This is a genomic window from Pedobacter nutrimenti (assembly GCF_032678445.1).
GTDB classification, from domain to species: Bacteria; Bacteroidota; Bacteroidia; order Sphingobacteriales; family Sphingobacteriaceae; genus Pedobacter; species Pedobacter nutrimenti_A.
The window spans coordinates 104,539-128,428 of record NZ_JAVTSQ010000008.1; the positions used below are offsets into that span (position 1 = coordinate 104,539).

Genomic DNA, 23,890 nt, shown 5'->3' on the forward strand with positions numbered 1-23,890 from the left:
AATAATTTATCCGCTTACTTTAGTTGACCGCGCACGGGCGCATCTCTCCAGCCATTCAGGGCTAAAGGGATCAATATCGCCAAATCTTTTAATATCAAATTCAGAAAAGTCATATGGATTGGAATGACCTGCTGCAAGTTCTGCAAATGCCAATCCTACTCCACCACTCACAGATATGCCTGCACCTACGCAGCCAGTGGCCAATAACAAGTTGTTTATTCCTGGTGCCACACCCATAGATAAATTGTTGTCGGGTGTATAGCCTGAAAATCCTGCCACATAATATTTCATTCCAATATCGTAAACTTTTGGAAAAAAACGGGCAAGCCTGTCGATGACCTCCGAAAGGTCTTGCATACCTTTGTCTTCGCTGAAAGAGAATTGATTAATGTCTGAAGGAATAATGTCTGCGGCAACACTCATGGAATTCTTTTCTCTGATCCCGAAAAGTAAACTTCCGCCTTCCGGACGGGCATAGGCTTGTGCATCTGGCAGCAATACAATAGGAGAGTTGGCCGGAAAGATGGGATTTTTTTCGGTAATCCAGTATTGACTTCTGGTTGGTGCCATTGGGAGGCCAATACCTGCCTGACGCGCAAAAAGTGGCGCCCAGGCACCTGAGGCAATAATAGTCTTATTTGCAATAATGTCTCCAATGGTTGTTTTTACCCCAAGAATGTCGTTATTTTCGATGATTAATTCTGTGGCCTCCACACCCTGAAGAAATTCTGCACCTTGCATTTTAGCACATCTTGAAAAGAATGTGCCCAGCAAGTAAGGATCGCAATAGGCTTCTTCGGGCATATAACCGATCAATGAGGCTTCATCTGTTTTTAACCAGGGAGATAGTTTGTGGGCTTCGTCAGCCGAGATGTAGTTAGCGGGTTGGTTAAACTCTTTGGCAATTTCCATAAGCTCCTTAAGATCAGCTTCTCTGGCTTCGCTTGCGGCCAAATGCAATACGCCGCTAAATTTCATGTCCATGGATTCTCCAAGGATTTTTTCCATTTCAGAAACCACTTTGTAGGTTTCCAGGGAAAGAGGAATGAAATGGCGTTTTGCTCTTATTTTGGTTACTAGTGCTGCGGCATGGCTGGTTGCTGAGTTGCAAAGTTCATTGCGGTCTAAAATAATAATCTTTTTACCCGGATTATTCCTGGTGTAGTAATAAGCAATGGCGCAGCCAAAGACGCCTCCTCCGATAATTACTACGTCGGCTTTTTTATACAGTTTTTTCATTGTCAATTTTGGTTAGAAATAGGTTAGTCAGGCTGGGGTTACCAGGGCATTGAAAAGGTTTTTACATACGAAAAGCATTTTATGGCTTCAATAACGCCTTCTTTGATGCCCAGACCAGAATCTTTGATCCCTCCAAATGGAGAGTTCTCTATGCGGTATCCCGGAACTTCGTTAATGTTTACTGTTCCTACTTTCAATTCCTTTATAAAGCGGATGGCATACTCCATATTATTGGTTATTACTCCCGAAGATAATCCATAAGCAGTTGAATTTGATAAGGCAATGGCATCATCAATGTCGGTAAAGGTGAGGATGGGGGCAAGTGGTCCAAAGGATTCTTTTACGATCATTTGGGCGTTGCGGGGAACATTTACAATCACCGTGGGTTCTAATAAAGCTCCGCTGCGTTTTCCACCAAGTAAGACACGGGCACCTTGTTTAACGGCTTGGTTAATCACTTCCTCAAGATATATAGCAGAGGCTTCGTCAATCACCGTACCGACTTTTGTTGCTGGGTTAGATGGGTCTCCGCTGGTGTATTCTGTTGCTTTTTTGAGAAAGCGTTTGGTGAACTCTTCTGCAATGCTTTGCTGAACTAAAATTCTTTTTACGGCTGTGCAACGTTGCCCTGAGTTTCTGAAAGCACCCTCGGCAGCCAGTTCGACTGCAAGATTGAGGTTGGCATCTTCCAGAACAATTATCGGGTCATTCCCCCCGAGTTCCAGAATCACTTTTTTATAACCTGCTGTTTGGGCAATTTTTTTACCTACAGGTACACTTCCAGTGAAAGAGACCAGGTCTACTTCAGGAGCTTGTACAAGTACTTCTGCAATATCTTTTGTTTCGCCTAAAAGAACGCTGAGCATATAGGGCGGCAAACCAGCCTCGTACAACAACTCTACAAAACGGATGGCAGTTAGAGGTGTTTTCTCTGAGGGTTTTAAAATTACGGGGGTTCCTGCAGCTAATGCGGGTGCGATTTTATGGGCTACCTGATTTAGAGGGTGATTAAATGGGGTGATGGCGACAGCCAGATTTAGAGGTTCCCTTGTGGTAAAGATTTTTCTTTGTTTGCCTTTTGGTGAAATGTCACAGGAATAAATCTGTCCATCATCCTTTAAACATTCTATTGAAGCAAAGAGCAATACGTCGTGTGCGCGCCCAATCTCATATTCTGCCTCGTAAATGCACAGTCCTGATTCCGAACTGATCAATTGGGCAAACTCCTGTTTTCTGTTGATCAGGAGTTTTTTTGCGGTATCCAGTACTTGGTACCTTTCATAGCGGCTCAATATTTTTCCGCCCTTAAGTGCTGTTGAAATCGCTCTTTGGGTATCTTCGGCGCTTGCCGTTTCTACGGTTCCTACTACATCTCCATTATATGGATTGGTCACGATTAACAGCTTTCCTGAAGCTACAGGCACTGATGCAACTAATGAAGCAAGTGTTAGCTTGTTCTGCATAGAGGTTAGTTCTTTCATAAGCTAAATTTTACATTTAATTAGTGCCGTTAACGGTAAAGTCAAATACATCGAAATTTCGGGGATCTCCTTGCGCTTTCATTTTGTAAGTTGCATTTAGCTGATGAGAAACTACTAATGGAACCATTTCTTCATATCTGCCACCATGCGAGCGTAAACTGCCGTCTAGAGCCTTCAAGTCATGGTCGGCCGGAGTTTTTCCAACAACAACATCGCGTGCGGATAAAACGAACAGATCTCCCGTGCGGTCTTCTGGTTGTTCCAGTATTCTACAGCCAGTTGCTTTGTCATAAACTTCTGTAATTCCAGGTTGGATGGAAAGCCAGTTTTTGATCTCGATTAAAGGGGTGTTATTGGATACATAAACCAGAACATAAGATCCTAATGCTCCGTGGTGTTTAACGTATGGATCTGTAATTGGGCAGATTACCCTGAAGCCTTCACCAAATTGTTCATTGAGCATGGTTTCTATATAGCGGACATTGGGCGAGCCATCTGTTTTTACTTTTGCATTCATGCCGTGGTCAGCGGTGGCTCCAATGATTGCACCCAGTTCCAGCATTTTGCCCAGTTCAGCATCTTGTGCCTGGTAAAATGCAAGGGATTCCTCAGTGTCGGGAGCGAAGGTATGCTGCATATAATCTGTTAAAGAAAGATACAGGAAATCGGCCATGCCGTTTTTAATTAAGGCTACCCCAGCACGCAATACAAACAGACTGGCTTCGGCACTGTAAATGGCTGGTGTGGAATGTCCAATAATTTCTTCAACATTTTCAATGCCATGGGTTTCCAGTTTTGCCTGGCTCGCTTTTTCTGCAGAAAAGGCTATTCCTTCCAATTGATAGGAAAGAATGTCCCGCAATTTTTCTTTTGCAGTTACAACGGCAACTTTGCGGCCTGCTTTAGCTGCTGCTGCCAGTAAGGTTTCTGCTCTCAGGTATTCGGAAGAGTTCATCATGACCTCCTGATCTTTTTCCGTATCATAGAAAAAATTGCCGCAGATGCCATGTATTGCCGGGCTGACTCCTGTTACAATAGAAGAGTTGTTTACGTTGGTAAATGAAGGTAGTGCGCCCCTTACCATACCTCTATAACCCTGAAGGATCATTTTTTTTAAATTTGGCATCCTGTCGTGGATCAGTGTAGTATCCAGATATTCATCTGCGGAGCCATCCATGCAAATGACAACGATTGGTTTTGCCGCTGGCTGATAAGTTATTCCATTGGCTGAAAATGATTTTGTTGAGATAGTAGTCATTGTATATTGTTTAGTTGGGCTAATAAAATGTTTAGTGTTTATACAAATATAAAATAATATTGTAATTAGGTAAGTAATATTAAACTTTTTTCTAATTCACCGTATTTGAGGGTTTAATCCTGTTTTTTGGCATTTTATGCCTGCGTGATGTTGTAATGATGGCCTATTTTTAATTTAAATTGGCCTATTTGTTTAGTATTTATTAACTTGTGCCGCGAAGAGTGATTTTGATTAAAAATACATTGACTACACACAATAAAATAAACCTAAAATAGATTAAGATGATGAAAAAAATCCTTCCTTTTCTCCTGGTGCTCGTAATGGTACAGGTGGCTTTTGCTCAGAAGGGCAAAAAGCAGATGAATGTTATTATTGTATCGATTGATGGGCTTCGCTGGAAAGAAATATTTCAGGGGGCGGAGAAACAATTGATGACCAATAAGAAATATATTTCTCAGGACTCCTCTGATGTTTTTAAAAAGTACTGGTCAGAAGATCAATTGGAGAGAAGATCCAAATTGATGCCTTTTGTTTGGGGTAATTTAGCTAAAGGTGGGCAGCTGTATGGAAACAGGGAGTTGGGCAATAATGTTAATGTTAAAAATACTTATTGGTTTTCGTATCCTGGCCGTAGTGAAAATTTAACTGGTTATCCTGATCCAAAGGTGAATTCAAATGATTATCCGGATAACCCAAATAAGAATATACTGGAGTTTATTGACCAGCAAGAAGGTTATAAAGGAAAAGTGGTTGCTTTTGCATCCTGGGATGCTGTAGCTAGGATCATCAACAGGAACAGAAATGGCTTAATGGTCAATAATCCATTTGAAGATGTTAAAGGGGAAGGCCTTACTGAAAGCCAAAAGATGGCCAATGAGATTCAACATTACGAGCCTAAAATCTGGGGTGATGGTGAGCGTTTGGATGCCAATACCTATGCCATTGCTAAATCGTATATTATGGCTAAACACCCAAAAGCTGTTTATCTGGACCTGGCTGATACCGATGATCATGCCCATGAGGGTAAATATGATTTTTACCTTGATGATATTCATGGTATTGATGCGATGATCGGTAGTCTTTGGGCTTATTTGCAGAGTGATCCTTTTTATAAAAATAATACGGTGTTGATGGTCATGCCGGATCATGGGAGAGGTGAAGGTAAGCAATGGACCAGTCATGGTTCTGGAACTCCGCATTCTAATGATACCTGGTTGATGGCTATGGGCCCCAATATCAAAGCTCTTGGGGAGGTTAAGACGAGCTCGCAGATTTATCAGAATCAGTATGCCAAAACTATTGGAAAGTTACTTGGTTTTAATTTTACCTCAGTTAATCCGATTGGCGAAGCTATTGGCGGCATTGGTAATTAAGTTATTTATCTAAAATTTGCGTATCTTCGGGATTAAAAAAAAACTATGGAGGACGATATTATTTTAAAGATCAGTTATCGGATCAAGGAAATAAGAAAAGAAAAGCAGATCACTATACAGGAATTAGCGAATAGTGCTGGGGTTAGTAAAGGTTTGATTTCACAGATTGAAAACAACCGGACAATTCCTTCTTTGCCGGTGCTGATGAATATTGTCCATTCTTTAAATCTTGATTTAACCGTTTTTTTTAAAGATATCTATGCTAATAATCATCGTGAAAAGGTGTTGATTATGCGCTCTTCTGATTATAAGTCTCTAAAAAAGGAAACCTCAAAAGGATTCGACTATCAAAGGATTCTAACGCGGAATATTCATGCGGGGCCTGTTGATTTTGTTTTGTTGACCTTGAAAAAAGGTTCTAAACGAAATAAAATGGTGGTAACAGATGCTTTTGAATATAAGTATGTTGTAAAAGGTAGGGTCAATTATCTGATTGAGGATAATAATTATATTCTGGAAGAAGGGGATTCGATCTTTTTTGATGGTCGCCTGGGGCATAATCTTTCTAATATTGGCGATTCTGAGGCCGTAATGCTGGTTGTTTATTACTTTATTTCGAACGAATAGTTTTATTCGCTTCTTTCTTTGAGATCTGTTCTTCCTGGTTTTAGTTTTTAATATTTGATTTTATCTGCAAAATCTATCCAACGGTTTGTTATGGATAGATTTTTTTATGGAAAAAAGTTTAGTATTAGTATACATTAAATCTTTTTTGTTTTATATTTGCCTTGTGTGTGTGATTTTTGTTTACACATACTGCACAAATGTATTTGTGTAATGGAGAAGCGAAGTGTTGATTTTCCAGCAGTTTCGGATCTTAAAAATTGAAATAAATCCTGGGTGGTAGATACGTATACTTAATCACTTGGTTAGTGATTAGTTTTGTTAGGAGCCGTAGCAATACGGCTCTTTTTTGAATAAGGCGAATAGGTGTAATAGGAGAGTCGGTACGCTGATGTACTGAGCATTTTGTAGAAAATATATTAATAAAAATGAATAGTAAAATAATCAGGAGCGCGGAAAGCGCATTAAATCATTTTTCCCTATTTATGTTGCGCTTAATGGTACTTGTGCCCTTTTTTTTCTTATATGCTTCTTTTAGGACCGAACGCGTAAAGAGGATTTCAGTCATTGAATATAATGTTTGGAATGGTTTTGAAAGTGAGGCTAAACGAACATATACTTTTGTGAAATGGGCCCGGAAGCAAAATGCGGATGTGATTGCATTTGAAGAGTTGAATAATTTTACGCAAGCGTCCTTTTCGAAGCTTGCTAAAAGTTGGGGGCATCCGTATGCTGTTATTGTTAAGGAAAATGGATATCCTGTTGGGATTACATCACGTTATCCAATCAGCAATGTTTACAGGTTGATCGATGGAATGCATCATGGCTGTTTGTATGCCGAAATAAATGGCATTAACTTTTTTGTTGTGCATTTCTCGCCGTTTAGCAGCAAGAAGAGATTGCAGGAGGCCGCATCTGTTATGGATGTGCTTCGGCAAAAGGATAAACTGGAGGAAAAGACTATTGTATTGGGTGACTTTAATGCTTTTTCGCCGAAAGATAGTTTGTTTTATGCTAACTCCGGCATTAGGGATAGTATGTATGTGACGCAACAAAAGAATAAAGTGCTACAGAATCTAAATGGCAGGAATCAATTGGATTATCAGGTAATTCGGGCATTTTTACAGTCCGGATTCTATGATAGTTTCTCCTTATTTCATAAATACTTTGAAGAGAGCTATCCATCAAAGGTGTATCCTGGGCCGCTGAGTGACAAAATAAGGATTGATTATATGATGATTTCTGAGAAGCTTAAAGCGTCTTGTAGTAGCGTGGAAATTATAAAAGATGGTGTTACGGATACTTTGTCAGATCATTATCCGGTCAGGGCAGAGTTTGAGTTCAAAAAGTAGAAAGATCAAAACTTAAAAGTTGATGAATTGAAAAAAAGGAATATACTGAAGAAGAAGTATATTCCTTTTCTATTTTTCCTATTGACTAATTACTCAGCCACACCTTTCCATCGAGGTGCCAGTCTGGATTAATTGGAATCCGTAACCATGAATACACTTGTGCGGCTATGTCGACAGTTTTAGGTACGTCTGATTGTATAACATCATTGCATAGGTTCTTTCCTGTTTCCTCCCATTTAGGGGTGCCAAAGATGGTTAAATTGCTATTTCTGAGACTATAATCTTTTAGTATTGATCCTTTTGCGTCATTCCCTTTCCACCAGCCAATCAAACTTTCATAGTAGGGATGATCTGGCGTGATGGTGGTATCGCATTTTGCGTAGGTTTTTATAGTGGTAGAATCGACTTCTGCACTCCATAATCTTACGTCGGCAAAATTTACCTTGATCCGGTAGCCATCGGCATTTCTGGTATTTAGGGTTCCGTCTTCAAGAATGGCAAGGGTGGCAGGTAGGTTATTGTCCCAGGTGGTTAAGCCAGCTACATTTAGTTGTTGTAGAAAAATGCCATCTTGATATGTTCTGGCGAATCCTGACTTATTTACGCTAACCGCAATATGGTGCCATTTTCCATCTGATATTGGGGGAGTCGCATTTAAAGGATTTATGTCTTTCCGGCCGGCAGTGGTTCCATCTCCAGCATTAAACTTCCACTTTTGTCCAGAGGCAAATATGCCCCATCCAGGATTACGTCCGCTGTCCCAATCTTTGTTAGAGGCAAAAGATGGGTCGCTTGCAAGGCTTCCGTCAATTTTTACCCTCATCTCAAATGTGAACCTTGGATATTTGTCCATTTTGTAGAGGCTTGAATTGGAAAATGCATATTGTAAACCTTCTGTCTGATTTATTTTTAAAAATGTAGTGTTGGTTTCTGATTTGGCAATATTGGTCGAGCTAAAGTTCTTGTTATAAAATATGGTAAATATGTTTCGGGATTCATATTCATTGCCGCCATGACCTGTTAGTGTGCCTCCGTGATCAGTCGAAATGATGATAAGCCAGTCCTCATCTTCAATGGTTGGTCTGTTATTTACGGCGGCAACCAATTCACCAATATAGCTGTCTGCTGTTGTGATGGCTTGCATGTATTGTGGGATAGAGGCGTCAAATCCGTACTGGTCTCCGGCCAGGTCTACTCCCTTGAAGTCAACTAGTACAATGTCTGAAGCGGCGTTTGACAGTGATGTTATGCTTTTGTTTTTGACAGCTACATCATCGTTTTCAAAACTTTCTTTGGTGTCTGCATTGGTGACTAATCCGGTATTTAAGGTTGTTGCAGCTGAAATAGAAGCGGTTTTAAGATTTGGATTAAATTCTTTGATGTGTTTAAAAAGCATTGGGTATTTGCCGAATTGATTTACAGCGTAAGAATTGCTTATTACACCATGTTTGGCACTCCAAACGCCTGTTAGCATGGAAGACCATCCTGGTTCTTCTAATGTGGGTGCTTCTGTTAAAGCGTCAAAGCTGTATATGGCGTGAGGTAGTAGTTTGCTGATGTTTGGTGCATTGGCATGTAACAATGCGTCGCTTCTTACTCCGCTTATACCTATGATCAGGACTTTTCTTTGTTTGGCTGGAAGGTTTTCTTTTTGTATTCCCCCTATAGCGTCGTATCTGGGTTTGTTGCAGGATGTTACGGTTAGCATCAGAACTATAGCAAATATGCTGCAGCCTGTTTCACTTAGTTTTTTGTACAATTTTCTCATGTTGTTGGTTTTAGGTTGGGCACTCAAGAAAAGATTATTTATTTAGTATATGTAAACTTGTGTATTTAGTATATATAAACTTATTGATTTGATAATGTTATCTTAATATTATGGATGTTTATGCTATTTTTGATGTATATAGCATGTTTATAGGTTGTTATGTTCTGGTTATTGTGGTTGTTTTTTATTTGTTTGTTTACAAATATTAAAAAAATATTTTATTTATCGAATTTTTTATTTTACAATTGTACTACACTAATGACTTTGAGTAGGGAGTGTATATAAGCGCCCTTTGAATGCATTAAAAAAAACAACCAAGTAGTAGCAAACAACCAAACAAACTTTCGAGACGATTACTGACCAATGATGTCTCATTAACCTTTTACTATTCTAAATTAAGATGTATGCAAAATCGTTACCCATTATTTTCATGGAAACTAATTATGGCTTCATTGTCTATCGGTTTCTCGATGTTCTATGTGAATGGTTTCTCTCAAAATGTCAAGAATGTCAATCAGGCCGATACTGCCGGACTGCCGATTGATAGTTTAGGGAAGTTCTCAGACAGGAAAAAGGTGTCAGATTTAAACATGCAGCAGGCTTTGCAGTTGCCCTTTTCAAACATGGGACAATTTCTACAAAGTAATGTTGCAGGTTTGGACTATCGCCGGACAACGGGCGAACCCGGAGTTCCTTCATCTATCCTGATTAGAGGAACTTCAACCTGGTTCTTAAATGGAAAGAGCAGTTACTATGCGCAACCTATTTATGTGATTGACGGGGTTCCCATGATTGTAGAGCATCCTTTTGCTTTTGATATCAAACAATACGATTATGAAAGAATGGGCCCAAATACAGACATTTCTTCTATTTTGGATCTTAACGACATAGCTAGTGTTCGCGTATTAAAGAACTCTGGCGACCTGGCTAAATATGGTACGCTGGCAACCAACGGGGTTATAGAAATTACCACTAAACGTCCATATACAAATAATGGAAGGGTATCCATCAATTCGTACTTTGGCTTTAGCCAGGGGATGTCGGCCAATACTGTCAATGCTGCATTTGAAAATGATTTCAGAATGCAGTTCTATAATAAGTATGCGACAACAACGCTGAAGTCGAACTATCCGGTTTATTTATCAGATTCTTCACAACCTGCATATTATGGTCCTGCAAATTGGGATGATCTTTATTATAATAATAGTTATGTAACGGGAAATTCTTTCTCTATCTCGGGGGGTAAGCAAAGAGCTAATTTTTCATTTGGTGTTGGACAGCAAAAGGATGCTGGAATTGCGGAAAAAACGGGATTGGATCGTTACAATGTATATTTAAAGATCAATATATTGCCCATTAAAGATCTAGAGGTATTTACCAGTTTATCTGGATCGCTGTTGAACAGAAAACGCAACCAGTCGCTGTTAAGCAGATATGTGGAAGAGGATTATTTGCCGGATCTGAGTAATCCGCTTCCTCCGAATAAAGATTATCTGGGTATATCTGAGGGGAATTCTGAGAAGCTGTCGGATGTCAATAAAAGTACCTATTTACAAGGACAGCTGGTTGTAAAATATAATTTGTCTGATAAATTGCAGATCAAGTCTCTTTCCTCTATGGTGATCAATGATAATACCCGTGAATATTTTGTTCCGGGTTCCATTAACGAGGGTAATAGTTTTATTTCTTATTATACGGGTTTTGATAGGCGGGTATATCTGGATAATTCATTGTCTTACCATGATGCAATTGGCGATGGCCATGAAGTTAAATTCTCCGTTGGTCAGACTTTAAGGTACGATAAGTACAAATACGATTATACCAAAGCTTACAGGGGGCCATCTGATTTTATTAAGATTATTAAGACCAACGGGTACTTTAATAACACATTTGATCCAACTATGGTTTATGCCTATAAGGACTATATTAACCAGAATGTTGTTTCTTTTTATGGAACGGCTGGCTATAATTATAAAGAGAAATATGGAGCAGACCTGATGCTCCGTACAGACGGCAACTCTTCTCTCTACCAAAATGGAACAAGTTGGTTTTTTTCACCTTCTGTAAATGCATACTGGAATGTAAACAAGGAGGATTTTTTCAAACCATCAAAACTTTTTAGTGAATTAAAATTATTTGCTGGATTTGGTAGAACAGGTAAAGAGTTTTTGGACAATAACAACGGTTATGGCCCGGGTTATACCGTTGATATTGGTTGGACTGGTAGTCAGAATATACCATCTTATGCAGGTATTCCTACTTTAAGTTTGCCATTTAGCAGAGGTTACAGTGGTTTTGGTTTGCGATCCGCTTATACAGAACAATTTAACGCTGGGGTAGATATGACCATGCTTAACAAAAGACTTAATGCAGCTATAGAAGTATATAACAAGACGGATAAAAATCTGACGATTCAGGTACCGGTACCTGGTGAGTATGGATTTAGCAGTGAGCTCTTAAATGGAATGAAGGTCAGGAACAGGGGGATAGAACTTACATTGAGTGGTCAGGCTATAAATTCTAAGAATTTCAAGTGGACTCCAGGTCTGGCGCTGCAGAATAACAGTAATACATTGTTGTCCTTACCAAATCAGGTCAATTCTATTGTTAATGGTAACCGGAGAATTATGGTAGGAATGCCTATTGATAATTTCTGGTTATTGCAGAACGAGGGTATTTATAAAACGGATTCGGAGATTCCTGTTAATCCTGCGACTGGTAAAAAATTAAGCTATAATGGAATTCCGTTTGCAGCAGGTGATCCTATCTGGAAAGATATGAATGGAGATTATGTGATCAATGATAATGATAAAGTACTTAAAGGGCATGTGACACCTGTTGTTGCGGGAGGTTTTAGTAACCTGTTCAGCTATAAAAAGCTATCCTTAAGTATTTTGATCTCTTATGCTTTAGGCCGGGATATTATCAATACGCAGGTTGCTAATCATTTTGATTTTGTGAATAGGGAGGGGGCTGATAATTTAAGTGGGATTAAGGAAATTACTTTCTGGAGTAAAACAGGAGATTATTCAAAATATCCGATCTATAATCCATGGAGCTCGGTTAATCCCTATCAGGCTGATCAGACTTTATTTCTGGAGAACGGATCTTATGCAAAATTGAGATCGGCCACTCTGAGTTATGATTTGAGTAATGAGGGCTGGGCCAAAAGGCGGAAAATATCCAATATCAGGGTATATGCAACGGGTACTAACTTATTTACAATAACTAAATATACAGGGGCCGACCCGGAACTGGTTGATTATATGGGATACGATACGGGTAACGGTATGAGGATACCAAGAATTTACACCATTGGTTTGAACTTAACTCTTTAAAAACAGGCAAATGAAAACAAAATTACTAATTGCCATAGCCGGATTGTCATTCCTGATTTTACCTGGCTGTAAAAAAACACTTGATACTGCTTCTACGAGTCTGGTTACTCAAGACCAGATGTGGAAGGTGAAAAATGATGCTCGTTCGGCCGTTTTTGCTACCTATGGTTTGCTGAGGGCAGCTTTATCTAATGAAAATGCATTTTTTGTTTATGGTGAACTGAGGGGAGGAGATTTTAAGGTGAGTACACGGCAGGATATTCGTTCTGTAACCCAACAGGATTTGAATGCCGATTATGGTTCAATGAATGAATGGAAAGATTGGCGGCGGTTCTATGCGGTGATTGCCCAGGCAAATTTATGTCTGGAGAAACTTCCTCTGGTTGCCAGCAGCGATTTTCGTTATCGCACAGAGGATTTAAAACTGGATATTGCCAATGTGAAGTTTCTCAGAGCGCTGGCTTATTTCTATCTGGCCCGGATTTGGGGAGATGTACCTTTAATTACGTCTTCTGTTGAAGGCGATTTTACGCTAAAAACACAGTCGCCTGAGGCAGATGTCTTGTCATTTGCGGCAACTGAAGCAGCGGCAGCAGCGGCCGATTTACCATGGCGTTATAATGGGGCCTGGCCGGAACAGCAAGGGCTTTATTATGGCCAGACGGATGCACAGTTACGTTCTATTATTGCCACCAAGGCTGCGGCTTATGCACTGCTGGCGCACCTGGCAGCCTGGCAAGGAGATTATGCAATAGTGGAAAGAAATTGCAGATTGATTATTGACAACAATTCGAACGGCGGTTATGATATTACTGCAACGGATAATCTGACTTCTGCTAATGGGATATTCAGCGGACAGGGTTCGAGTGTGATTTTTTCTATCAACTTTTCAATAAAGAACCAGGAGGCTTCTATTAAGGGGCATGTGGAGGACTGGACGTTGAGTGAGCCATTTGTGCCAAAGAAAACGGCGGATATCTATGTGCCCAAGGATAGTATTCTTAAAATTTTTAACGAAGCAAATGATGAGCGTTTCTCTTTAGCTGCTGATGGTTCTACTAACGGGGAATACTTTACAAATTTCAGCAACAGTGCTCCAATGTTCTCGAAAATTAAGAATTTAAGTGTTTCCCTTCCGCCAGTATTCAAAAGTTACCAGTCTGCCATTGTTATCTTCAGGTTTGAAGAGATCCTGTTGCTTCGTGCAGAAGCTGATGTTTTTTTGAATTTTCAATCTGATGCGGTGACCAATCTGAATAAGATCAGGATAGCCCGGGGGCTGGATAATTTTCAGTCTACTGATAGTAAGGTTATTCTGGAAAGTATTTTTAAAGAAAGAAGGAGAGAATTACTGGGGGAGGGTTGGAGATGGTATGATTTGGTGAGACTAAAGAGGGTGAAAGATTTTACCAGTTTAACTGCTGCTGATATTGCTAATGGCGCTACAAAGTGGCCGCTATCCAAAGCGACTTTAAATAACAATTCAAAATTAATTCAAAATAATTTCTGGCATTAATTCATCAGCATATGTACCTAAAGCAATTCATATTGAGTATTTCGTTATTTGTGACAGCCTGTTTTTTTATGCAGGGATGTTCAAAAACGGATAGCATGTATAGAAATAGTGTCCCGGCTAATAAAGTGGACGTTAATATGTACGATTATATCGTTAGTAAAAAGGAGCAGTTTGATACTTTAATCTACATTGTTAATAAGGCAGATCTTGCCGATACTATTAGAAAATCGAAGATCACTTTTTTTGCACCAACTGATCAGAGTATTTTAACTGCCATGGAAAACCTGAATGCCAGCAGGGCTACACTTGGTTTGCCTGAGTTGAAAATATCGGATATTTCTCCTTTTGTATGGAGGTCGATGTTGATGAGATACATCATTCCCGGACAATTTAACAGTGAGCAATTTATGCTCGCAGATGGTCTGGATGTGATTACCCTTAGTAAAAGAAGGTTGCATGTAAACGCTGTGGCAACAACGACTCAGGGGAGTGTAGGTTCGGGGAGCTTATTGATTAAATACAGTGATCTGAATGGTTCCCGTTTTACCAAAGATTGGGTGTTTTCTTATGTGACAATCAGTAACCTGCAAACCACAAACGGGGTGCTTAATATATTGGAACCTAATCATGTTTTTGGTTTTAAGTCCTTTGTTCAATTTGCGAGCTCTCTGCAGAATCCCTATTCGGATTTAAATTATATCTCATCTGGCCGCATTATTTTGCCTACTGCTACACGCGACTGGTTAGAGCTGAATAAAGAGCTGAAAGCCATTGATGATTTTACTGTAGAAACTGATGCTGCTGATCTAAAGGCAAATGGATATTTTATGCGTTTAAAAGTTGACCCGGTTACTTATAAGGTAACCGTTAGACCGGCACCATCTTCGGTAAACCAGACCCTTCAAAATAATGGGGACTGTCATTATGATTCTGTCAATCAGGAGTTCGTATTGAACTATAAATACACAACAACTGCAGATCGCCTGATATCTGAACATATAAAACTTAGAAATTATTAAATCAAGACCAAATGATCACTAAAAAAAACATGCATGTGCTGTACGCAGTATGCGTAATAACATTTTTTATGGTGTCTTGTAAGAAGGCGCCAGCGGAAAAGGACTATTTGAGCGATAAGGCAACATTTGCAAGTGTTGCAATTTATGAGCCGGTTTTGGGCAGGACGGTTTTGTATAAAACCAGTTTTAATGCCGACGGGTCTAGTTATCCACTGAATTTTTCACTTCAGAATATCCGTCATTTTGATGGTAGTCCTGCTCCTGAGCTTAGTCAGTCTTTTCCTACTCTGGAATGGACGGGCTTATATAGCGGGACGGAGAAAACATTGAAGGAAATTGAGGATAAGAGGAAATTGGTCAACAAGCCTTTTTTGGAAATCAGACCTGGATCGGGAGATTTTATCTTTTATAAATCAAATGCGCAGGTTATTAATGCTTATCCTAATGATGGTTATCTGTTTGATGTAAAGGTTACCAATAGTGGGAATGAGCGGGTGATGAAAAATTTCAGACTGCGGCCTGTTCAAGAAATTCCTTATGAGCCTTATGAATTTGATAAGTATACAAGACGGAGATTAACAGAATCGAGAATATCGGAAAACGGACTGCCATATACCGCAGCATTTTTTAACCATCCTGTGATGACTAATGTATATATAACCAAGGATACTTTAATGAATGATTCTTTAGCCAGGGTGTATTTTAAAAGGGTTGGTGAAGGGAATTCTTTAAGTTTTAAGTTTTTTGATAAAGATTCAGTCGGTATTGATCCGGCAAAGTTCAATTTAACAAAATGGACAGAGCTGGTTCATGGATTTAATATGACTAAAACGAGTTCTGAGGTGCGTTACGATGTGGCTTATCCTATACCGTTAACAGATCTTGATACCAAGTATGCTAAAGGGAATAAGGCATTTGTGAACATTGGGTTTTCCAGGACAGGTTTCAACAATACGAGGATAGATGCAAATATGCTCCTGAATTTTGGAATCTATGAAAAAGGGGATTGGGTGATCATATTTAAGTTCCTCCGGACCCCCAGGTTCCAAAACGATTAATACCGGGTAATAATTTAAATAAACCAAACTAAGATATTATGATGCAAAGATTTACAAAATTTCTGCTTATTGCTTCGGTATTTCTGTTCTTCCTTTTAGAAGTAGGATTTGCCCAGGATGTAATTACTGTTAGAGGTAAGGTGTTGGAGGGTAATGAACCGTTACCGGGTGTTACTGTTTCAACAGTCAACGCGAATGGAAAGCGGCAGGTTATTGCCAGTACGGACAATAGAGGTGAATTTTCTGTTAAGGTAAGCAAGACTGCGAAACTGGATTTCAACTATATTGGATACGCGAATAAAAGTGTCGAAGTAAAAGGTCAAACCTATCTGACTGTAAAAATGTCTTCTACTACGCAAACTTTAGAGTCTGCAATTATCGTTGGTTATCAGCGTAAAACGAAAGAAACTGTAACCGGTTCGGTAACCAGGATCACTGCAGACCAGATTAGGGATGTTCCCGTTTCAAGTGTGGAGCAACTTTTACAAGGTAAAGTCCCGGGTTTGAATATCCAGAATAATACTGGGGCGCCTGGATTCCGCGGGTCAACGGCCATCAGGGGCTTGTCTCAGATTGGGGTAAAGGGGTCTGGTAATAATGCCTATTTAACACCATCTTCTCCGTTATATGTTGTAGACGGTATTCCAATAGATGCCAATTCTGGTTTTGAATATGGATTTGAATCTAAAGGTCCCGGGACAAGTCCGCTTGCATTAATCCCTCCTGAAGATGTAGAGTCGATAGATGTTATGAAAGATGCAGATGCATCCTCTTTATATGGTTCAAGGGGTGCAAACGGGGTTATCGTAATTACTACAAAGAGAGGGAACTCACCGATTCCAATTGTCCGCTTAACGAGCAGTTTTTTTGTGAATTCTGTGCCGCAACTGCGCCCAACTATAGGTGGTAAAGAAGAGCGGGAAAGCCTGATCAACCGGATTTTGAGCACTAATAATTACGATGAAATTTATAAGATTTCTTTAACCCAGTTTCTGGCAGACAGTTTGAACGCTTTCTATAATAATGCTACAGACTGGCAGGGTCTATACTATCAGCCTACCTTCAATCAGACGCATAATTTATCAGTGAGCGGAGGAAATCTTGGACTGAATTACAAGACCAATTTAAATTATTATACTGAGCGGGGTGTAATCAAGAATACGGGGTTTGACAGATATTCTGTGTCTTCTCAAATTGGTTATAAACCTAATCCAAAGTTGAACTTAACAGGCTCTGTCACGCTTTCTCTGGGAAGTAAATTAAAGGGAAGCGGAAATGGATTAACTGATGTAGGGGCTGGAGGAAGTCTAAGTTCATCTTTATTGCCAGGACCTTCTTATTTCCTGAACGATTCCAGGTTTACCAGCGCATTGAATAGTAAAAATGATTCAAAAACGTATAGTCTCACTTCTTATATAGATGGTTCTTATGAGCTGCTTCCCCTACTTAGGCTGGGAACGACCTTGAGTGTTTCTTACATACAGAATAATGAAGACTCCTTTACGCCGGCCTTAGCCAATAATGAGCAATCGAAAGTTTATGGCTATGTGGCAAGAACCACCAATCTTTATAACAGGACCTCATTAAACTATTCTAAAACCTTTGGTCAGGGACACACCGTGTATGCGGGTCTTTTTTCAGAAATTACTGCCAATCAGAATATTGCACGTGAGGCTAATCTGGTTAATGGCCCCAATGATCATTATTTTGGTCCTTTGGGCTATTCTTCTTTATATAATGGATTTATAGGGATTACACCTAATCTGCAAGAAGCAAACGATACAAATGATTATACGGCCATCCATTCTGTGGGTGCAGGGGCAAACCTATCTTACGATTACCTGAAAAAGTATGTGATCAATTTAAATTACCGCGCTGACGGAAATTCTTATGCTGGTGTTAAGTCCCGCTGGGCAAAAAGTCCGGCATTAGGGTTAAAATGGAACATAGAGAAGGAATCATTCATGAAGAAGTTCAAATGGCTGGATTATGCTTCTGCACGGTTTTCTTATGGAATTAATTTAAGACCATCTACGAATGCCTATGCTTCATTGGGCTCTTACAGTGTAGCAGGTAATTATAATAATGTGCCCAGAATAAGTCCAAAGCTTGGTGTTATGCCAAATCCGTTCTTAAAACCAGAACGCGTTGAGCAATATAATGCCGGGTTTGATATTAGTGTATTAAACAGCAAGATCAGTTTAACTGTGGATGCTTATCAGAAGGTGATTACAGATATGTTGTTTACGCAGGATCTGCCAACTTCTACTGGATTTACAACGGTGGTAACCAACAGTGCATCGATGATGAATAAAGGGCTTGAATTCAGTTTAGGTTTTCGTCCGTTGCCAACAGGTTCAAAGCTGTATTGGAACCTAAGTTTAAATGCTGCAATTAACCGGGATGTTTTGTTGTCTTTGCCGGGAGGTGTTTCTCAACTACTCTCTGACGGGGGAGCAATATTGACCAAAGTTGGCAGGAATACACTGAGCAATTTCCTATACATATCTCAGGGTGTTTACAGTACAGATAAGGATGTTCCTGTAGATCCTGTAACAGGCAGGGCGTATAAAAATGCCGCTGGCGGAGACTATAAAGCGGGTGATGTTATTTACAAAGATGTTGATGGTAACTATATCACAGATAAGAATGACTTGCAGCTTGCGGGAAATCCTATTCCGAAAGTAACAGGTGGTTTTTATTCTGTATTGACCTATGGTCAGTTTGGTCTTACACTGAGCGGGAGTTTTACGTTTAAGCGTGATTTGTTAAATAATGCGCTTTCAACAAGTCTGAGTAATAATTATGATCCTTTTTCTCTGGATAAGACGACCATGGTAGACATATCGCGTTATAACTATTGGAAACAGCCTGGAGATGTTGCAAAATACCCGAATCCTTTACGGTATTTGAGCAATACAGATCCATTTAATTCTTCGCAAACTTTATTTCAGGAGGATGGATCTTACTTTAAGCTGAATTCTGCTACAGTAAGCTATTCTCTGGATAAAAATTTTCTAAAAAGGTATGGTATCAGCACGCTGAGGGTATATGCAACAGGAAATAACCTGTTTTTACTTTCTAAATATTCTGGTCCAAATCCGGAAAATGTAACGGAACTGGGTCGGGACAGGATAGATTCTTATCCAAATTCTCCATCCTATGTACTGGGTCTTAATCTTGAATTTTAATTAACGTATTATGAAATCAATAAAGTATTTTATCTTGTTTTTGAGTGCATGTTTCTTCCTGCCCTTAATCTCCTGCAAAAAATTTCTGGATGTTGAGCCTGTCGACAGGCTTGGGGCGAACTCTTTCTGGAAGACCAAACAGGATGTAGAGTCGGCAGTGGCAGATTGTTACGGATTGATTTACGATCGTTTAACAGTAGGCCCATACCATAATCTTAATGGAGATATCCGGGCGGGAGAATTTATTTGTCCTGGCTTTCCTGTGTTTCCTACTGTTGCTAAAAATGATTTGAGCAATAGCAGCCAGATTGCATTGCCTGCAAGATATAAAGGTGATTTACTGGCTGACTGGTATCCTTTTTATCAGAGTATTGCCGCTTGTAATATTGCTTTAGATCGTTTAAAGGATCTAACTTTCTTAAGTGACAATGAAAAGGCCCGGTATCAGGCGGAGGTTAGGTTTATCCGAGCCTTTACTTACTTTTATATTTCTCGTATCTATGGGGATGTTCCACTATATACGGAAGCTTATGATGCAACGCCCAGACCACGTCTAAACTTTATATCGGTGCTGAAATTTTGCGTTAAAGAATTAACCGAGTCTAAGGAATCATTGCCGTGGCAATATGACGATCCAACCAATTGGGGGGTACGGGCTTCACGTGCCTCGGCAGAAACTCTAATTGCGAATTGTTACATGTGGATGGCTGGCTTTGATAAAACCAACCAACAGACTTATTGGCAGGGTACTGCAGAGGCCGTGCTGAATGTAAAGAAGTCAGGTTTTTTTAAATTACTGCCTATTGAAGATTTTAAAAAGATATTCAAAGGAAAAACCCAGGAGAGTATCTTCGAGTTTTCTGTAAATAAAAACTATGGCTCAGAAACTAAATATGTGTCTTTGGGGCAATGGACAACGCATGATCCGATCGTAAATTATGGTGCCACCAGTGATGGTTATTTTTTGGCTTCTTATGTTCAAAAACTTTATCCTGCAAATTTACCAGATAAAAGAAGGGATGTGTGGTTTTACCAACCCTTTGTAAATAATCAGACCCAAATGTTCTTGAAATACTCTAACGTGACTGACGTGAATAATTTCCTTTTTGATGACAATATGATCATTTTCCGGTATTCGGGAACTTTGTTGCTAGGTGCTGAGGCCTTGGCCAATCTTGGAAGAGATAGTGAGGCGATTCCTTTACTTAATGCCGTTAGAAGCCGGGCAGGCGCAATTGAATATAGTCCTTCTGAAGGCTCGCTTGTGAATGCGATCTTTATGGAAGAGCAAAAAGAACTGATTGGTGAGGGGGTGAGGTGGTATGATCTTGTTCGTACCGGTCGCGTAATGGACAGCAATCAGTGTGTAGATTTCATGACCCCGGACCAGTTTGCGCAGGGGGCATGGACATGGCCTATAGACCCTAAGGCAAGGGTAAATAATCCGGGGATTGTACTGAATCAATATTGGGTAAGGTAATCTAAATTAAATTTTATGAAACGAAAAAATCAATGGCTCCTTCTTCTTCTGACCGGAATCTGTATTGGAGCTCTTTCCTGCAAAAAGGAATATTTTGCTGGTGGAAATTTACAGAAGGGTGTTTTTAATATAAGTTCTTATGAGTTTTTAAAAACAAAGCCTTTTCAGTTTGATACGCTTGTGACAATTGTGGAACTGGCGGGTTTGAAGGAAACAATAGATAAGGAAAATGTAACTTTTTTTGCACCTACTGATCATGCTATAAAGAAGAGCATGGATATGTTAAATCAGATGCGATACGTTGAGTCTAAGGATTCAATCTTCATAAAAGATATACCGCCATATATCTGGAAGAAGTACCTGTCGGAGTATATTATACGGGACAAATATTTGCTTAAAGATATCGCCAGGTATGATCCGCTCCAGTTGAATGTTTATCCTGGGCAGTATATGGCTTCTTATAACGGATATATTATGAATCTTGGTGTGAGATTTAGCGATTATCAGGGTACGAAGGACGTTGGCCCCCGTACAGTTATTTTTACAAATATTGGTGATATTGGAAATCCTTTAAACATTTCATCCGAGGTGGCAACCTCGGATTTACAAACGACCAATGGAGTGATCCATGTCTTAAATGATAACCACGCTTTTGGGTTTAGTTCATTTGCTTTTATTAGCGATGTCCAGGATTATTTTCAATAGTTAAAAAAGATGACACAAATATTTAACCAAACAAATGCATTTGTATGATTTTGAATTCTAGATATAAGACAGGTTATCTTTTTTTAACAGTTGGCCTGATATTGTTATGCATGGTAAGTGCATGTAAGAAAAATAATTATGTAGGTAAAGATCCGTATGCGGATGCTAAGCCGCCACTGGATATTAAAGTAAACACAACAGGTTCAGACCCTGTTGAAGGTGCAATAGCTTCGACTGTGACTTTGAGCGGAACAGGATTTTTAAAATATAAAACAGATCTGGTGGTGCTGTTCAATGGAGAAAAAGCAGATGTGATCTCTGTTACAGATACAGAAGTGAAGGCAAAGGTGCCTGAAAATGCAAGTACCGGAGTAATTACATTGATGATTGGAGCTCAGATTGTCCCAGGGCCCAAATTCAGAGTTAATGGAAGTGTGAAAATTGATAAAACATTCAATTCTTATGTTGGTGCCAATGGTTCTATTCTTAATATCACGGCGCTACCGGATAATCGAATGTTGATTGTGGGCGATTTTACAGATTATAACAATGCGGGTATCCGGGCAGGTTATAGCAAACTGGCGATAATTTCTCCTCAGGGAGTTTTAGATAAGTCTTTTAAACCCGGAAAGGGAATTCCTTCAGGTTATTTAAACCGTGCTGCGTTGTTGTTGGATGGAAAAGTTCTTATTGGAGGACAATTTACTACTTATGGTAATAAGAAGGATAAGGTTGCAAATATTGCTAAAATCTCCCTTACCGGTGCTATGGATTCTACGATCTACAGTTTTGTGGATAAATCGGGTGAGTTTAAGAAGGATACAGTTCCTTCTTTCGGAGCATTTTTTAGTGGATCAGTAAGTCAAATGATGGTGCAGTCTGATGGTAATGTTGTGGTAATGGGGAGTTTTAAGTATTATATGACGAAGAGATACTATCCAAATCAAAAGGATACAATTATTACTGATTCTGTAGCAGTTAACAATATGGTGAGGATTAGGGCTGATGGTTCATTGGACAAAACTTTTAATTTTAACACACAAAGCAATCAGGCGAATAGCGGTTTTAACGGGGCTATATACGATTCATTTATGCAGGCTGATGGAAAAATGATTGTGGTGGGTGGTTTTAGTAGCTATAATGGTGAAAATGTAAATAGGATAGTCCGTCTGAATGAAAATGGAACGCTTGATAAAACATTTAATACGGGAGCTGGTCCGAGTGGTGCTGTTTATTCGGTTCGACCTTATCACAACCAAATTCTTATCGCAGGTGAATTTTTAACATTTAATGGAAAGGCTGTTGCAAAGGCTGCCGTTTTAAACGGAAATGGTAGTGTTGATGAGACATTTAACACAGGCATAAGTGTTGATGGGCTTATTACTAAAGCCGTTCCATTGGGCAATGGAAAGATCTTGCTAACAGGTAGCTTTCAAAAGTTTAATGGTATTACCAGAAATGGGTTTGCAATAGTTGAGCCCACTGGAAAGTTAAGCGTCAATTACAATACGCTGGGTGGTTTTGGCGGAGGTTTTGGTTCTGTTAATGACGTGCTCAACGTGGATAATGGCACAGCATCGATACTTGTAGGCAGCTTTACGCTTTTTGACCTGTTGCAGAACAACCGATTGGTCAAGATTACCTATTAGGGTAGTTTCTGGTGTTCAAAGGCCAGTAGTTGCACAAGTGCAGCTACTGGTTTTTTTTTGACAAATTAGATTCGCATAAGCAAACCGGACAAACCGTTTTATTTTTTTATCACATTAGGAATATTTGAATTAGTTATATATACTTGATCAGAAATATAAACTTGAGGGAGCTCCAATAATAATTTTCGCCAGGCGGAAAGCGGAATCTAATATTATGAGAAAGTATAGTGGTCTGACCGATAACGAATTGATTGACTTATTAAAGTCAGAAGATCATGCTGCGTATACCGAAATCTACCATAGATATTGGGCTTTAATGTTCCGCCATGCCAGAAGGATGCTTAGAGATGATGATGAAGCTACAGATATTGTTCAGGAGATATTTGCCTCTTTATGGTCTAAATGCGCAGAACTTTCTTTTACGGGTTCTTTATCCTCTTATCTATACGCGGCAACTCGCAATAAAGTCATTGATCTGGTCAATAGGAATAAACTAAAAACAAATTATCTGGCTTCTTTGCAGAGCTTTATAGATAAAGGGGAATTTATCACTGAGAATACTGTCCGGGAACATGAGCTGGCCCATCGTATTGAAAGTGAAATTTCTCAGCTGCCTAAAAAAATGCGACAGATATTTGAACTGAGCAGGAAAGAAAACCTTTCTTATAAACAGATTGCGGATGTCACCGAGATTTCGGAGGGTACTGTTAAGAAGCAGATTTCCAATGCTATAAAAATTCTGAAAATAAAATTGGGCGGATTGTATATTTTCTTTTTTTAAATCTACCACTTTCCTTCTGGTTGTTCGTCTTACACATAAACAGGATTATAAGACAATT

Annotated in this window: 16 protein-coding genes; 12 read left to right on the plus strand and 4 right to left on the minus strand. The window is 39.4% G+C overall.

What is annotated here, in order from left to right:
- Window positions 1-6: 6 nt before the first annotated feature.
- The 3 genes from R2S08_RS15605 to phnA are packed head-to-tail and all read right to left on the minus strand — an operon-like array spanning window position 7 to window position 3,978.
- Window positions 7-1,239: an FAD-binding oxidoreductase gene (locus R2S08_RS15605; protein ID WP_316836020.1), complete on the minus strand. Its 1,233-nt coding sequence runs from the start codon at window positions 1,237-1,239 to the stop codon at window positions 7-9.
- A gap of 38 nt (window positions 1,240-1,277) precedes the next feature.
- A complete protein-coding gene (gene phnY / locus R2S08_RS15610) occupies window positions 1,278-2,720 on the minus strand; it encodes a phosphonoacetaldehyde dehydrogenase (RefSeq protein ID WP_316836021.1) in 1,443 nt (480 codons plus the stop codon).
- Window positions 2,721-2,736: 16 nt separating this feature from the next.
- Window positions 2,737-3,978 (minus strand): phosphonoacetate hydrolase, encoded by a 1,242-nt coding sequence (gene phnA, locus R2S08_RS15615; protein ID WP_316836022.1) that lies wholly within the window; start codon window positions 3,976-3,978, stop codon window positions 2,737-2,739.
- 281 nt (window positions 3,979-4,259) lie between these two features.
- On the opposite strand from phnA, the gene R2S08_RS15620 reads away from it, so the two are divergent.
- The 3 genes from R2S08_RS15620 (at window position 4,260) to R2S08_RS15630 (ending at window position 7,327) form a co-directional block, all read left to right on the plus strand.
- Window positions 4,260-5,351: a phosphoglyceromutase gene (locus R2S08_RS15620; protein ID WP_316836023.1), complete on the plus strand. Its 1,092-nt coding sequence runs from the start codon at window positions 4,260-4,262 to the stop codon at window positions 5,349-5,351.
- A gap of 45 nt (window positions 5,352-5,396) precedes the next feature.
- On the plus strand, window positions 5,397-5,978 hold the full coding sequence (locus R2S08_RS15625) for a helix-turn-helix domain-containing protein (protein ID WP_133779644.1): 582 nt from the start codon (window positions 5,397-5,399) through the stop codon (window positions 5,976-5,978).
- Between the two features lie 425 nt (window positions 5,979-6,403).
- Window positions 6,404-7,327 carry an endonuclease/exonuclease/phosphatase family protein gene (locus R2S08_RS15630; protein WP_316836024.1) on the plus strand — a complete coding sequence of 308 codons (924 nt, stop codon included), beginning with the start codon at window positions 6,404-6,406 and terminating at the stop codon, window positions 7,325-7,327.
- Window positions 7,328-7,412: 85 nt separating this feature from the next.
- On the opposite strand, the gene R2S08_RS15635 is transcribed toward R2S08_RS15630, so the two are convergent.
- A complete protein-coding gene (locus R2S08_RS15635; RefSeq protein WP_316836025.1) occupies window positions 7,413-9,095 on the minus strand; it encodes an alkaline phosphatase family protein in 1,683 nt (560 codons plus the stop codon).
- A 404-nt stretch (window positions 9,096-9,499) separates the two neighbouring features.
- Here R2S08_RS15635 and R2S08_RS15640 point away from each other — a divergent pair, with 404 nt between their 5' ends.
- The 9 genes from R2S08_RS15640 (at window position 9,500) to R2S08_RS15680 (ending at window position 23,832) form a co-directional block, all read left to right on the plus strand.
- A complete protein-coding gene (locus R2S08_RS15640) occupies window positions 9,500-12,433 on the plus strand; it encodes a SusC/RagA family TonB-linked outer membrane protein (protein WP_316836026.1) in 2,934 nt (977 codons plus the stop codon).
- Between the two features lie 10 nt (window positions 12,434-12,443).
- Window positions 12,444-13,949, plus strand: coding sequence for a RagB/SusD family nutrient uptake outer membrane protein (locus R2S08_RS15645; RefSeq protein WP_316836027.1), 1,506 nt, complete (start codon window positions 12,444-12,446; stop codon window positions 13,947-13,949).
- Between the two features lie 95 nt (window positions 13,950-14,044).
- Entirely contained in the window at window positions 14,045-14,968 is a 924-nt protein-coding gene (locus R2S08_RS15650) for a fasciclin domain-containing protein (protein WP_316836028.1), read from the plus strand.
- A gap of 11 nt (window positions 14,969-14,979) precedes the next feature.
- Window positions 14,980-16,026 carry a DUF5007 domain-containing protein gene (locus R2S08_RS15655; protein ID WP_316836029.1) on the plus strand — a complete coding sequence of 349 codons (1,047 nt, stop codon included), beginning with the start codon at window positions 14,980-14,982 and terminating at the stop codon, window positions 16,024-16,026.
- 38 nt (window positions 16,027-16,064) lie between these two features.
- Entirely contained in the window at window positions 16,065-19,217 is a 3,153-nt protein-coding gene (locus R2S08_RS15660; protein ID WP_316836030.1) for a SusC/RagA family TonB-linked outer membrane protein, read from the plus strand.
- 10 nt (window positions 19,218-19,227) lie between these two features.
- Window positions 19,228-20,697, plus strand: coding sequence for a RagB/SusD family nutrient uptake outer membrane protein (locus R2S08_RS15665; RefSeq protein WP_316836031.1), 1,470 nt, complete (start codon window positions 19,228-19,230; stop codon window positions 20,695-20,697).
- Window positions 20,698-20,712: 15 nt separating this feature from the next.
- Complete coding sequence (locus tag R2S08_RS15670; protein WP_316836032.1) at window positions 20,713-21,402, plus strand: fasciclin domain-containing protein; 690 nt, start codon at window positions 20,713-20,715, stop codon at window positions 21,400-21,402.
- 110 nt (window positions 21,403-21,512) lie between these two features.
- Window positions 21,513-23,051, plus strand: coding sequence for a DUF5008 domain-containing protein (locus tag R2S08_RS15675; protein WP_316836033.1), 1,539 nt, complete (start codon window positions 21,513-21,515; stop codon window positions 23,049-23,051).
- A 214-nt stretch (window positions 23,052-23,265) separates the two neighbouring features.
- Window positions 23,266-23,832: an RNA polymerase sigma-70 factor gene (locus tag R2S08_RS15680; protein WP_316836034.1), complete on the plus strand. Its 567-nt coding sequence runs from the start codon at window positions 23,266-23,268 to the stop codon at window positions 23,830-23,832.
- Window positions 23,833-23,890 lie beyond the last annotated feature (58 nt).

Bases quoted from the DNA above. Each gene is read 5' to 3' on its own strand.
- R2S08_RS15605 (WP_316836020.1), bottom strand. From the start codon at position 1,239: ATGAAAAAACTGTATAAAAAAGCCGACGTAGTAATTATCGGAGGAGGC.
- phnY (WP_316836021.1), bottom strand. From the start codon at position 2,720: ATGAAAGAACTAACCTCTATGCAGAACAAGCTAACACTTGCTTCATTA.
- phnA (WP_316836022.1), bottom strand. From the start codon at position 3,978: ATGACTACTATCTCAACAAAATCATTTTCAGCCAATGGAATAACTTAT.
- R2S08_RS15620 (WP_316836023.1), top strand. From the start codon at position 4,260: ATGATGAAAAAAATCCTTCCTTTTCTCCTGGTGCTCGTAATGGTACAG.
- R2S08_RS15625 (WP_133779644.1), top strand. From the start codon at position 5,397: ATGGAGGACGATATTATTTTAAAGATCAGTTATCGGATCAAGGAAATA.
- R2S08_RS15630 (WP_316836024.1), top strand. From the start codon at position 6,404: ATGAATAGTAAAATAATCAGGAGCGCGGAAAGCGCATTAAATCATTTT.
- R2S08_RS15635 (WP_316836025.1), bottom strand. From the start codon at position 9,095: ATGAGAAAATTGTACAAAAAACTAAGTGAAACAGGCTGCAGCATATTT.
- R2S08_RS15640 (WP_316836026.1), top strand. From the start codon at position 9,500: ATGCAAAATCGTTACCCATTATTTTCATGGAAACTAATTATGGCTTCA.
- R2S08_RS15645 (WP_316836027.1), top strand. From the start codon at position 12,444: ATGAAAACAAAATTACTAATTGCCATAGCCGGATTGTCATTCCTGATT.
- R2S08_RS15650 (WP_316836028.1), top strand. From the start codon at position 14,045: ATGTATAGAAATAGTGTCCCGGCTAATAAAGTGGACGTTAATATGTAC.
- R2S08_RS15655 (WP_316836029.1), top strand. From the start codon at position 14,980: ATGATCACTAAAAAAAACATGCATGTGCTGTACGCAGTATGCGTAATA.
- R2S08_RS15660 (WP_316836030.1), top strand. From the start codon at position 16,065: ATGATGCAAAGATTTACAAAATTTCTGCTTATTGCTTCGGTATTTCTG.
- R2S08_RS15665 (WP_316836031.1), top strand. From the start codon at position 19,228: ATGAAATCAATAAAGTATTTTATCTTGTTTTTGAGTGCATGTTTCTTC.
- R2S08_RS15670 (WP_316836032.1), top strand. From the start codon at position 20,713: ATGAAACGAAAAAATCAATGGCTCCTTCTTCTTCTGACCGGAATCTGT.
- R2S08_RS15675 (WP_316836033.1), top strand. From the start codon at position 21,513: ATGGTAAGTGCATGTAAGAAAAATAATTATGTAGGTAAAGATCCGTAT.
- R2S08_RS15680 (WP_316836034.1), top strand. From the start codon at position 23,266: ATGAGAAAGTATAGTGGTCTGACCGATAACGAATTGATTGACTTATTA.